The sequence below is a fragment of the Devosia sp. J2-20 genome (assembly GCF_055808475.1).
The window spans coordinates 2349480-2362322 of the sequence record NZ_CM147870.1 but is presented as its reverse complement, the minus strand read 5'-3'; the positions used below and the strand labels follow the sequence as shown (position 1 = coordinate 2362322).

Below are 12843 nucleotides of genomic sequence, written 5' to 3'. Positions count from 1 at the left end.
TGGCCCGACAGATTTTCTGCCTTTTTCGCGCTTTTGTCTCACGCTCGCCAAACCATGGAGACGTTTAATGTCCGCCGACAAGCCACAAGCAGATTCCAAACAGCCTGCGCCGACCAAGGATGCCGAGCACCACCAGCACCATACCCCAGAGGAGCTGGACGCGGAACTCGACCGCGAACTGGCCGATTCCTTTCCCGCCAGTGATCCTCCAAAGGTGACGCGCCCCGGCCACGAGGATTGAGCCGGGGGCTTGGCGCTATTCGGTGGCGGCCAGTGCCTGATCAATCGTCATCAGGATGCGACCATCCACCAGCGTAACGGGGTAGGTCTGCACGTGACCGCTATCGGCACCCTGGGCCACGCCCGTTGCCAGATCGAAGACCCAGTTGTGCAAAGGACAGGTTACCGACGCACCATGGACAATGCCCTCGTTGAGCGGGCCGCCCTTGTGCGGGCATTGATTGTCCATGGCAAAGATCTGGTCCTCCTGCGTGCGGAACACAGCAATCTTGCCACTGGGGGTGTTCACGCATCGCGCACCTCGGCGGGGGATGGCGTCAATGCTGCCGATGTCGATCCACTCGCTCATGCTCTGCTCCATCATTCTGCCGCCACCGGCATGCCGAATTCCGCTAGGGCCGCGAACTCATGCGCGTCCTTGCCGTTGACCCGCTCTTCCCAGGGGTCAACCTGGGCAAAGGTCTGCGAATAGACGAACCGCTCATAATAGGCGCGTCGCTTGTCGAGATCCTCGACCACATTGGCCAGTATCGACGGTGTCCCCACCCGCTTGGCCCATTTGTAGATGCGCTCGAGATAGCGGCCCTGTTCGCGATACAGCTGGGTCAGCGCCACGATGATCTCGAGCGCCTCGTCCTCGGTATCGGCGTGGCACAGCAATTCGGTGCCCTTGATGTCCAGACCTGCCGCGCCGGCAAACTGGATGTCATAGCCACTGTCGACGCAGATCACGCCGATATCCTTGCACGTCGCCTCGGCGCAGTTGCGCGGGCAGCCCGACACTGCAAGCTTCAGTTTGGCTGGAGTCCAGGCACCCCACATGAACTTTTCAATCCGAATGCCCAGCCCGGTGGAATCCTGCGTGCCAAACCGGCACCAGTCCGATCCCACACAGGTTTTGACCGTCCGCAGTCCCTTGGCGTATGCGGCGCCCGAGACCATCCCGGCTGCATTCAGATCGGCCCATACGCCCGGTAGATCTTCCTTCTTGACCCCCAACAGGTCGATGCGCTGGCCGCCGGTGACTTTCACGGCAGGGATCGCGAACTTGTCGGCCACATCGGCAATAGCCCGCAATTCCTTGGGGTTGGTCATCCCCCCCACATGCGCGGCACCACCGAATAGGTGCCATCTTTCTGGATATTGGCGTGCACCCGCTCATTGATGAAGCGTGACTGCCCGTCATCGACATATTCGCCAGGCCAGTCCGAAACCAGGTAGTAGTTCAGGGCAGGGCGGCACTTGGCGCAGCCGCAACTGGTTTTCCATTCCAGTTCCTGCATCACTGCGGGGATCGATTTCAGTCCTTTGGCAATGATCAGGCGGCGAACGTCGTCATGGCCATATTCGGTGCAGGCGCACATTGGCTGGACGGCCGCCGGATTATAGCCCTCGCCCAGCGTCAGATGCAGCAATTGCTCCACCAGATGGGTGCACGAACCACACGAGGCCGATGCCTTGGTGTGGGCGCGCACGCCGTCGAGCCCGGTCAGCCCCTTGCCGGTAATGGTCGTGGTGATCTTGCCTTTGCATACGCCGTTACAGCCACAGATCTCTGCCTCATCCGGCAAGGCTGCAACGGCCGCCATAGGGTCCAGGGGGTGCCCCCTGATACGCCTGGCCAAAAATCAGGGTGTCGCGCATTTCCTGCGTATCCACCCCGCGTTTGAGCAGGTCAAAAAACCACGGTCCATCGGCGGTTTCGCCATACAGCACGGCGCCGATGATCTTGTTGTCTTTCAGCACGAGCCGCTTGTAGACCCCGCTGCTGGCATCGCGCAGTACGATTTCCTCGCGGTCCTCGCCCTCGCCGAAGTCACCTGCTGAAAACAGGTCAATTCCGGTCACCTTGAGCTTGGTCGAGGTCACCGAGCCTTGATAGCTCGCAGGCTGTCCGATCAGCGTATCAGCCAGTACCTGTCCCATCTCGTAGAGTGGCGCGACCAGCCCGTAGCACAGGCCCCTATGCTCGGCGCATTCGCCCAACGCATAGATATGCGGGTCATCGGTGCGCATCTGGTCATCCACCACAATGCCGCGATTGACCGCCAAACCACTCTCCTTGGCCAGACCCGTCGCGGGACGAATACCCACGGCCATCACCACCATGGAGCAGTCGATCACCGTGCCGTCGGCCAGTTCCACCCCTTCCACACGCTCCGTGCCCAGTACCTGCTTGGTATTGGCCTGGGTGATCACGCGTACGCCGCGCTCGCTAAAGGCATTCTCCAGCAGATAGCCCGCCGCAGGATCAAGCTGACGCTCCATCAGCGTTGGCGCCAGATGCAGCACGGTCACATCCATGCCCCGCATCTTGAGCCCCGCTGCAGCTTCAAGCCCCAGCAATCCGCCGCCGATCACCACGATCTTGCTGCCCGCGCCTGCAGCCAGCATCTTGTCGACGTCATCAAGGTCACGATAGGTCACCACGCCCTCAAGCTGATGACCGGGCACGGGTGGAATGAATGGGCTGGACCCCGTGGCGATCACCAGATGATCATAATACGCGACCAGCCCGTTGGCCGAGACGACCCGCTTGGCCGCCCGATCAATCTGGCTCACCGGCGAGGATTTGTGCAGCGTAACGCCATGTTCGGCATACCACTCATCGCCATGGGTGATGATCTCTTCATAGGTCTTTTCACCCGACAGGACGGGCGACAGCATCAGCCGATTGTAGTTCACCCGCGGCTCGGCATTGAAAATGGTGACGTCGAATCGACCTGGCGCCGCTTCAAACAGATGCTCAAGCATCCGTCCGGGTGCCATGCCGTTTCCGACAATGACGAGTCTATCGCTCATACGCGTTCTCCTGTTCGGCGCAGTGCAAAACAAAAAAGCTGCCAATCGAAGCGCGCCGGTTTGCACCGGAGTCGCGAAACGATTGGCAGCTTTGCCATGCGGGGGCGCCCAACGTTGGACACCCAAACTTTTCAAGCTCACTACGAGCTCTCCCTAAACTCAAAGCAGGAAACGTGCCAATGTCGCGCCTGCCTGAAAGGATATTTGGATCAGAGGTTTAGGCTAGCGCGTTGAATCAGTGTCGCGCGCAGTACTGCTCGCGATCGCACATTCACGCAGCATTCTGCCTAACCAAATGGCATTTTCTCGGCGTGCCTTGTTCTGCGTCATTCGGGTGTCCCCATCGCATGCAGGGGCTGCGACGCATTTCATTGCGCTCAACCGAACCTTGCTCTACCGTTGAAGATGACACGCAAATAAGTGCGTTCGGGCGCGACCGGATCTGCCGGCTACAGCGACCGCGCACATCAGGAGACTAATGTGACCGATTCCGATCGGTCCGCTGCCGTACCTCCGTCTTTGGACGAGCCGGCACTCCGTGCTCCATCTGGTCCTGACCAGGTGGGGAAGACAGTGGCCAAGGGGCCGGCTGTCCATACGGACAAGCGGACAGCGCCCGCCACCAATCCGACTCGCAAGCATCGCGGGCCGCTTTACGCCGCGCTCGACCTTGGCACCAATAACTGTCGCCTGCTGATTGCCCGGCCCCATGATCATGGCTTCCGGGTGCTCGATGGCTTTACCCGTATCGTCCGGCTGGGCGAGGGCGTGTCGGTCACCGGCCGTCTTGGCGAAGCAGCGATGGACCGTGCGATCGACGCCTTGCGCCAGTGCCGCAACAAGCTGCGCGAACACCAGCCCGCCCGAATGCGCCTGATCGCCACCGAGGCCTGCCGTGCCGCCGAGAACGGGCCGGCCTTCCTCGAGCGCGTCAAGGAAGAGGTCGGGCTTGAGCTCGAAATCGTCGATCGCCGCACCGAGGCCGAACTGGCTGTTACCGGTTGCGCGGATCTGATCGATGCCGATACCGCTGGCGCCCTGATCTTCGATATTGGCGGTGGGTCGTCCGAACTGGCCTGGCTCGATTTTCGCGGTGGACGTCCAAAGTCCCAGGGGCGCATGCCGGCTTCCATCCGCTCATGGCAGTCCCTGCCGGTCGGGGTGGTTTCGATCGCCGAGAAATTTGGTGGTGTGAATGTCACTCCCGAAGTCTTCGAAGCCATGGTCAACCATGTCAGCGATCACTTGCGCCAGTTCCGTGGCCGCGAAAAGCTGCGCCAGATGATTGCCAGCCACCCGGTCCATCTCATTGGCACCTCGGGTACGGTGACAACCCTGGCCGGCCTGCATCTGGGGCTGGAGCGCTATGAGCGCCAGAAGGTTGACGGGCTATGGATGCACCGCGACCAGGTTGATGAAACCATGAATGTGCTGATCGGCATGCCGTTCGAACGGCGGGTCGCTCATCCCTGCATTGGCCGTGACCGCGCCGATCTGGTATTGCCCGGCTGTGCCATATTTGAAGCCATTCGTCGCGAATGGCCCACAGAGCGGGTGCGGGTCGCAGATCGCGGCTTGCGCGAAGGAATTTTGATATCGCTGATGGATGCCGACCGGACCCGGTCGCGTGCCTCGCGCTATCCTCGGAGAAACAACAATGGTGGATAAAGCTCTCGGGACCGGCGGACGCAAGTCCGAAAAGGACCTCAAGATCCGGCTCAAGACGGCCCGGGGCCGCAAGACCGGTTCGACCAAGTGGCTCGAGCGTCAGCTCAACGACCCCTACGTTGCCCGCGCGCGCGCTGAAGGCTACCGCTCCCGTGCGGCCTTCAAGATCAAGGAAATGGACGACAAGCATAAGCTCTTCCGCAAGGGCATGCGCATTGTCGATCTGGGTGCGGCGCCTGGTGGCTGGTCACAGGTCGCTGCCAAGGCCATCGGCTCGACCGACGCCAATCCGCTGATCGTGGGCATCGATTATCTCGAAATGGACCCCATCCCTGGCGTCAAGCTGCTGATGAAGGATTTCACCGATGACGACGCGCCCGCCATGCTGATCGAAGCCATGGGCGGCAAGAAGGCCGATCTGGTCATGTCCGACATGGCCTGGCCGACGACGGGCCATCGCCCGACGGATCACATGCGCATCGTGCAGCTGATCGAAGTCGCCGCGGCCTTTGCACTCGATGTGCTGGCACCGGGCGGGGTGTTTATCGCCAAGGTGTTCCAGGGGGGCACCGAGCATGAACTGCTGCACATGCTCAAGCGCCATTTCAAGTCCACCCACCACGCCAAGCCACCCTCCAGCCGCGCTGACTCGGCTGAGGCCTATCTCATCGCAAAGGGCTTCAAGGGCACCAATGACACCGTCCCCGGCGAGGGCGAATACGACCGCTAAAGCGGTTCAAACCGCTCTCCCGGCAGGCGGCTCGCTGAGCACCCATTCACGGCGCAGCACCCTTCCCTGGTAGGAGGAGGGTCATGCCGGTTTCAGTGTGCCCCGCCGCCAGCATGCGTCAACTGATGGCCTGCATCTTTCGGTAGCCGGAAGAACATCACTGTCGAGATCAGACACACTCCCGCCAGCACCATAAATGCGAAGTGGAAATCGGCCAGCACCAACTCGCCGCCATGCAGCGCTGTGCTCAGCTCGAGCATGCCGCCGCCCAGCGCCACGCCCAGTGCAATCGACAGCTGTGTCGACACCTGGCTCATAACATTGGCCTGACCGGCGTCCTTGTCGTCGATATCGGCAAACACGAACGCATTGCTCCCGGTCCAGAACACCGACTGCCAGAAGCCGACAAACACCAGAATGCCGATGATCAGCATGATCGCGGTCTCCGGCGTGTATAGTCCCATTGCCAACAGCCCCATCGCCGAGACAAGCGTGGACACTGTCAGGGCGGTGCGAAAGCCGATCCGCACAAAGATCGCGTTGGCGACGAATTTGGCGGCGATCGCGCCGATGGCCGCCGAGAAGGTGATCATCCCCGATTCGAACGGGGTATAGCCAAAGCTCAACTGCAGCATCAGCGGGAACAGAAACGGCGTCGCGCCCTGGCCGAGCCGGAAGAACGTACCCGCCACCACCGCGCTGCGAAACATCGGAAACCGCAGCAGCCGGAGGTCAAAAAGCGGATTGTCGGTGTTCAGCGCATGCCGGGCATAGAGAAACGCCATCAGTATGCCGATGACCGTGGCCACCACGCCCACCAAGGGCGGCAGGGCCGGCAGGCTGATCACCGAGGTGCCGAACGCAAACAGCGCAAATGCGGGCGCGGCCATTCCAAAACCCTTGAAGTCGATGGCACGCGGCGCGACGCGAGTGGTGTCGGGCAGAAACTTGCTGACCAGCACGATCCCCAGAATGCCGATCGGCACATTGATCAGAAAGATCCAGTGCCACGAGAAATACGTCGTTAGAAACCCGCCAAATGGCGGCCCGACAATCGGCCCGATCATGCCCGGAATAGTGAGCCAGGCCATGGCATTGACCAGATCATGTCGTGGGGTTGAGCGCACCAGCACCAGTCGGGCCACCGGGGTCATCAGCGCGCCGCCCATGCCCTGCAGGAACCGCGCCGCAACAAAGGCGAACAGCGAGATCGGCAAAGGCGCAGGCGATGGAGCCCAGCACGAACACCAGCATCGCCATCCGGAACACATTGCGCGCCCCGAACCGGTCGGCCATCCAGCTTGAAATCGGAATGAACATGGCCAGCGCCACCAGATAGGCGGTCAATGCCAGCTTCAGCGAGATCGGATCGGTGCCAATATCGATGGCAATGGCCGCCAGTGAGGTCGCAATGACCGTGGAGTCCATGTTTTCCATGAACAGGGCAGTGGCCAGAATGAGAGGGGTGATACGGGACACGATGTTTCGATCAGGGGCAGACCCTGATCACTCCTTTTGCGTTGCCATCGCCTTGTGGCCCGAGACATTGCTGCCCGCGTCCACCGGCAGACGCCAGTAAATGAATCCGGCCAGCGCGCTCAGCCCGCCCACCACGAAAAATGCGATCTGAAAATCCACCAGCTGCAGTTGGCTGCCACGCATCTGGGTGCTGGCCTCAAGAATGGCGCCCGCCACCGCCACGCCAAACGCCACGCTCAATTGCTGTGCCACCGCGACAATGGCCGTGGCCTGGCTGGCCTCGGCGTCGCCCACATCGGCATAGCCCAGCGCATTGGCGCCGGTGAAAAACACCGACCGCAAAACCCCGCCGAGCAGCAGCACCACCATGATCACCAAGACCGGCGTAGCGGTGTCAAACAGCCCCTGAGCCGCTATCAGCACCCCGCCAAAGAACGAGGCGAAGCCCAGCGTTCGGGGAAAGCCGAAGCGGGCATAGACCTTCTCTGCCAGAAACTTGCTCATGATCGCGCCGATTGCCGAAACGAAGGTGATGGCACCCGATTGAAAGGGCGTCATTCCGAAGCCAAGCTGCAGCATGAGCGGTAGCAGGAATGGCACTGCCCCGACGCCGATGCGGAAGAACGAGCCCCCGATCACCGCCGAACGAAACAGCTTGTGCCGGAACAGGTGGGGGTCAAGCAGCGGGTGTTGCGTGCGCCGGGCATGCACGAAATACAGCACGCCCGCTGCCAACCCCACTGCCAGCGTTGCATAGCCATAAACAATTGGCAGCGCTGGCAGGCTCACCACCGAGAGGCCAAACACCGTGCCCGAGAACGCCACGGCGGCAATCAGAAAGCCGCGGAAATCCAGCCGTCGCTGGCTGCGCTCTTCGGGAACCTTGAGAAAGATGCCGACCAGAATGATCCCGGCAATCCCGATCGGGATGTTGATCCAGAAGATCCAGTGCCAGCTCAGGTATGTCGTCAGAAACCCGCCAATCAGTGGCCCGGTCAGCGGCCCCAGCAGCGCGGGAATGGTCAGCCACGCCATGGCCGACACCAGCTCATTGCGCGGCGTCGAGCGCACCAGCAGCAGGCGTCCCACCGGCGTCATCATCGAAGAACCAATGCCCTGAAAGAACCGCGACAACACGAAGGTTTCTAGCGAGAACGAGAACGAACAGGCCAGTGAGCCCAGCATGAACACGCCAATGGCAATGCGGAAAATGTTCTTGGCCCCGAAGCGGTCGGCCATCCAGCCGCTGATCGGAATGAAGATGGCCAGCGCCACGAAATACGCCGTCAGCGCCAGCTTGAGCGCAATCGGCTGCGTGCCGATATCGGCCGCGATCGCTGGCAGCGATGTCGCGATCACGGTCGAATCCATCTGTTCCATGAACAGGGCGACCGCCAATATGAGGGGTGTGACGCGGATCACGAGGGCAGGGACCGGGGAGGAATCGGAAGCGTCGCGAGCGCGACAGATCTCAGTATGAACCGCTCTGGCTGTTCTGAGAACCCTTGCCTCGCCCTTGTATGGTAGAATTTGTGCAGCATGGCGGCGCTTTAGGCGCTTATCTGGCAAAAGCGCCACGTAAGCCCGGCCCCCTATGCAAGCCGCACTGCCGGTGCTATTGACCCTCGCCAACCTGAACCCGACGATTTCAATTCCGTCCGGTTCAATACCCTACATCTCTGATCTCATTCAGAAGTCCGGAAAGGTCTGGCCTTGGCGAAGATTATTACCACTGTTACTGGCGATGCGGCGCTGACCTTCGACGACGTGCTGCTGCAGCCCGCGCGCTCTGATGTTCTGCCCACCGAGACCGACATTTCGACCTATGTCACCAAGGACATAGCACTCAACCTTCCAATCCTGTCGTCGGCCATGGACACCGTTACCGAGAGCGCCATGGCCATCGCCATGGCTCAGGCCGGTGGCATGGGCGTGATCCACAAGAACCTCACTGCCGAACAGCAGGCCGAGGAAGTCCGCCAGGTCAAAAGCTTTGAATCCGGCATGGTGGTCAATCCCATCACCATCGGCCCCGATGCGACCCTGGCTGATGCCCTCTCGCTGATGCAGACCAATCGCATTTCGGGCATTCCCGTTGTTGAAAACGGCGGTACGGGCGGTCGCGCCACCGGCAAGCTGGTCGGCATTCTGACCAATCGCGACGTGCGCTTCGCTTCCCATCCTGCCCAGCCCATCCGCGAACTGATGACCTTTGAAAAGCTCGTCACCGTGCGCGACGGCGTCTCCAAGGAAGAAGCCAAGGTGCTGCTGCACAAGCATCGCATCGAAAAGCTGCTGGTGGTCGACGCCGACTATCGCTGCACTGGCCTGATCACCGTCAAGGACATCGAAAAGGCCCAGCTCAACCCCAACGCGGTCAAGGATGATCGCGGTCGCCTGCGCGTCGCTGCCGCCTCCACCGTGGGCGATGCCGGCTTTGAGCGCTCCATGCAGCTCATCGATGCCGGCGTCGATCTGCTGGTCATCGACACGGCCCATGGCCATTCCGTCCGCGTCGCCGAAGCCGTCGAGCGCGTCAAGCGCGAGAGCAATGGCGTTCGCATCGTCGCGGGCAATGTCGCCACCGGCGAAGCCGTCAAGGCGCTGGTTGGTGCAGGCGCCGATTCCATCAAGGTGGGCATTGGCCCCGGCTCGATCTGCACCACCCGCATTGTTGCCGGTGTCGGTGTGCCCCAGCTCGCAGCTGTCATGGGTTGCGCCGAAGAGGGTGATCGCCTGGGCGTGCCCGTTATTGCCGATGGCGGCATCAAGTTCTCCGGCGACATGGCCAAGGCCCTGGCCGGTGGCGCATCCTGCGTCATGGTCGGCTCGCTCCTGGCCGGCACCGATGAAAGCCCCGGCGAGGTCTATCTCTACCAGGGCCGCTCCTACAAATCCTATCGCGGCATGGGCTCGGTCGGCGCCATGGGCTCGGGCTCGGCCGATCGCTACTTCCAGCAGGATGTGCGCGACCAGATGAAGCTGGTCCCCGAAGGCATTGAAGGTCAGGTGCCTTACAAGGGCGCTGCCGGCGCCGTGCTGCACCAGCTCGCTGGCGGCCTGCGCGCCTCCATGGGCTATACCGGCGCCCACAATCTCAAGGACTTCCGCGACAATTCGGTCTTCGTCAAAATCTCCGGCGCCGCGCTCAGCGAAAGCCACGTCCACGACGTCACCATCACCCGCGAAGCCCCCAACTACCGCAGCGGCCGCTAGGCTCAATTTGCTCGCACCTTCACCGAACGAATCCCTCCCCCTGCCAGGGGGAGGTTAGGTGGGGGTCGAGAGCCCCGATATCTGCGCCAACCGCCCTCTCCCTGACCCTCCCCACAAAGGGGGAGGGAGACGACTGCGATTTCAGGGTCAGTATCTACCCCCTTATCCCCGCGCCAAAAACCACGCGCATACTGCTCCCCATCTCTCCCGCGCGGACGGCCTGCAGGCGACAGTGGCGGGAGAGCCCGGGCGTGGGCCATGCCAGCACCACGGGTCTAAGACTGGGCCGCCAGCCTGCGAGCGATGGGTTTGGCCATACGGTCTGGGCAAAAAACCGGTGCCCCGAGGCGGATTTCGCCTCATATTTATTTACTCAGAGGCGAAACACCGTCTCGGGGACCGTCCACTATCGTGATAACCGCGCTTCAGGCGGCGCCTTGGCGTGCCCAGGCATTTGTGATTCATCTACAAGCGCTTGTCGCGCGTATCGGAATCAACACTGGAACCGCAAACATGCCCCTCATCGTCAAATTCATGATTCTCGCCATCGCCGCCCAGGCATTGCTCACCGTCGCCATTCTCGTGCTGATGGGGCGCGAACGTGTTCCCCGTGTCATGTCTGGCGAAATTCCCGAAGCCGACATTGCCGTTGATCGCAGTGGCTACCCGCTCAGGGCCCGCCTGCTGTCCAACAGCTTCGACAATCAGTTCCAGCTCCCGGTCCTGTTCTACGTCATCGCGCTACTGGCCATCAGCACTGGCGGCGTTGTCTGGCTGGAGGTCATGGCAGCCTGGCTCTTTGTTGTCCTGCGCTACGTCCACACGGCGATCCATCTCACCACCAATCGGGTCCACAAACGCTTTGCCGTCTACACTGCTGGCCTTGCGGTGCTGGTCATCCTCTGGCTAATGGTCCTCATCCGCCTTTTCTTAGCTTGAGCTTGTCCCATGCGCCTTCCAGGCCGCCTATCCGCCGCTATTGCCGTTCTGACCGACGTTGAGACGCGCAAGCGTCCCGTCTCCGAAGCGCTCAAGGCCTGGGGCATCAATAATCGCTTCGCCGGAGCAGGGGATCGCGCCGCCATCGGCAACCTCGTCTATGACGCCCTGCGCCGCCGCGCTTCCCATGCGGCCATCATGGGCAGCGACACGCCCCGCGCCCTGGTGCTCGCCGTGGCCGTGCGCGACTGGGGGCAGGACCCCGCCGCGCTCAACGAGATATTCGTCACCGACGATCACGCGCCCGAGCCATTCAGCGAAGAAGAATTGGCCCGCGTTGTCGGCCAGCTTTCCGATGACACACCCGCCCACGTCATTGCCGATGTTCCCGAGTGGCTCGCCCCATCCATTGAGCGTGCCTTTGGCGATAACTGGATTGCCGAGGGCCAGCACATGGCTGCGCGTCCCTCGCTTGATCTGCGCACCAATACGCTGAAATCCCAGCGCGAGCGCGTCCTCAAATCGCTCGCCCGCTTCAACGCTGTCGAAACCGCGATCTCCCCGGTTGGCGTCACCATGCCTGCCGGTTCGGGCGATGCCCGCACCCCCAATGTCACCACCGATGAGGGCTACCTCAAGGGTTGGTTCGAAGTGCAGGATCAGGGCAGTCAGATCGTCTCCGCGCTGGCTGGGGCGACACCGGGCGAACAGGTGCTCGACTTCTGCGCCGGCGCTGGTGGCAAGACCCTGGCTCTGGCCGCGGCCATGGGCAATAAGGGCCAGATCTTCGCCTATGACAGCGACCGCAACCGGCTCGCGCCCATCTATGATCGCCTCAAGCGCAATGGCGCGCGCAATGTGCAGGTCCGCGCACCGCTGCCCGACGCGCTCGATGATCTGGTTGGCAAGATGGATCGCGTCATCATCGACGCGCCCTGTACCGGCACGGGCACCTGGCGCCGCCGCCCAGATACCAAATGGAAGCTGACGCCCGAGCTTCTCGCGCAGCGCGTTCAGGAACAGGCCGCGATCCTCGCCGATGCCCAGCGCTTCCTCAAGCCGGGCGGCACGCTGGTCTACATCACCTGTTCCATCCTGCCCGAAGAGAACGATGACCAGATTGCCGCTTTCTGCGCGGCCCATCCCGATTTCACCATGGTTGACCCAAAGGCACTTTGGCAGGCCGCTTTCGCGTCGGCTGCGCCCGCGGGCGTGGTGACGGCAGGCTCGGGCATCGCGCTCACGCCGCGGCTGACCAATACCGACGGTTTTTACCTTGCGGCCCTGAAGCGTGGCGCATGACCACCCAGGCGCCAGAACCCGGGGATCAGCCCACAGCGATCACCCTGCCTGTCTTCATCGCGGCGGCGGCGGTACTGATCATCGGGGCCTTTGCGCTGATCTGGTTCGCCATTCCCGGGCCCGATACCCGTCAGGTGCTCACTGCACCGTCGGGCGACAAGTTCATCGAGCTTGGCGAACTGTGCAATGACGATGATTGTGCCCGTGTTGCCGTGCTCGACGTCGTTCAGCCAGATCAGAGCCATCTGCGTACCTATTGCCCGCTCGATCGGCCGGGCAATGCGCCGCTATTTGCCGGTGTTGTCGCAGTCTGGGCACTAGCTGAAGACAGCGTAACCCTGCAGTTCACATCACCAGAAGGTCCGCCGGAATTGCTGACCATCGTTCTGGCTGAGTGTACGCGCACCCAATAAATGAACTGACTGCCTCAGCGTTACGTTACAAGTGTATCGACAATGCAATCAGGG

The 12843-nt window shown here is 61.8% G+C and carries 9 protein-coding genes and 2 pseudogenes; 7 read left to right on the top strand and 4 right to left on the bottom strand.

The window, feature by feature from the left end:
• The first annotated feature begins 67 nt into the window (after positions 1–67).
• Positions 68–241 carry a hypothetical protein gene (locus AC0L37_RS11595; protein WP_212659220.1) on the top strand — a complete coding sequence of 58 codons (174 nt, stop codon included), beginning with the start codon at positions 68–70 and terminating at the stop codon, positions 239–241.
• Positions 242–256: 15 nt separating this feature from the next.
• On the opposite strand, the gene nirD is transcribed toward AC0L37_RS11595, so the two are convergent.
• Together nirD and nirB are read right to left on the bottom strand one after the other, a co-directional pair.
• Positions 257–589, bottom strand: a complete 333-nt coding sequence (gene nirD, locus AC0L37_RS11590) for a nitrite reductase small subunit NirD (protein WP_282221066.1) — start codon at positions 587–589, stop codon at positions 257–259.
• Between the two features lie 11 nt (positions 590–600).
• Positions 601–3042, bottom strand: a pseudogene (nirB, locus tag AC0L37_RS11585) (nitrite reductase large subunit NirB).
• A 573-nt stretch (positions 3043–3615) separates the two neighbouring features.
• Between nirB and AC0L37_RS11580 the strand changes: the two are divergent.
• Entirely contained in the window at positions 3616–4710 is a 1095-nt protein-coding gene (locus tag AC0L37_RS11580) for a Ppx/GppA phosphatase family protein (protein WP_473312920.1), read from the top strand.
• Positions 4700–5440, top strand: coding sequence for an RlmE family RNA methyltransferase (locus AC0L37_RS11575; RefSeq protein WP_282221067.1), 741 nt, complete (start codon positions 4700–4702; stop codon positions 5438–5440). Before AC0L37_RS11580 ends, AC0L37_RS11575 begins: the two co-directional genes overlap by 11 nt.
• Before the next feature lie 92 nt (positions 5441–5532).
• Here the strand turns inward: AC0L37_RS11575 and AC0L37_RS11570 are convergent.
• Together AC0L37_RS11570 and AC0L37_RS11565 are read right to left on the bottom strand one after the other, a co-directional pair.
• Positions 5533–6877, bottom strand: a pseudogene (locus AC0L37_RS11570) (MFS transporter).
• A gap of 69 nt (positions 6878–6946) precedes the next feature.
• Positions 6947–8299, bottom strand: coding sequence for an MFS transporter (locus AC0L37_RS11565; RefSeq protein ID WP_473312918.1), 1353 nt, complete (start codon positions 8297–8299; stop codon positions 6947–6949).
• Between the two features lie 333 nt (positions 8300–8632).
• Between AC0L37_RS11565 and guaB the strand changes: the two genes are divergently transcribed.
• The 4 genes from guaB (at position 8633) to AC0L37_RS11545 (ending at position 12789) form a co-directional block, all read left to right on the top strand.
• Positions 8633–10135: an IMP dehydrogenase gene (gene guaB, locus AC0L37_RS11560; RefSeq protein WP_282221071.1), complete on the top strand. Its 1503-nt coding sequence runs from the start codon at positions 8633–8635 to the stop codon at positions 10133–10135.
• A gap of 513 nt (positions 10136–10648) precedes the next feature.
• Positions 10649–11074 carry an MAPEG family protein gene (locus AC0L37_RS11555; RefSeq protein WP_282221072.1) on the top strand — a complete coding sequence of 142 codons (426 nt, stop codon included), beginning with the start codon at positions 10649–10651 and terminating at the stop codon, positions 11072–11074.
• Positions 11075–11083: 9 nt separating this feature from the next.
• Positions 11084–12376 (top strand): RsmB/NOP family class I SAM-dependent RNA methyltransferase, encoded by a 1293-nt coding sequence (locus tag AC0L37_RS11550; protein ID WP_282221073.1) that lies wholly within the window; start codon positions 11084–11086, stop codon positions 12374–12376.
• The gene (locus AC0L37_RS11545; RefSeq protein WP_282221074.1) at positions 12373–12789 is read left to right on the top strand and encodes a hypothetical protein; all 417 of its coding nucleotides are present in this window, start codon (positions 12373–12375) and stop codon (positions 12787–12789) included. The genes AC0L37_RS11550 and AC0L37_RS11545 overlap by 4 nt, the downstream gene beginning before the upstream one ends.
• Positions 12790–12843 lie beyond the last annotated feature (54 nt).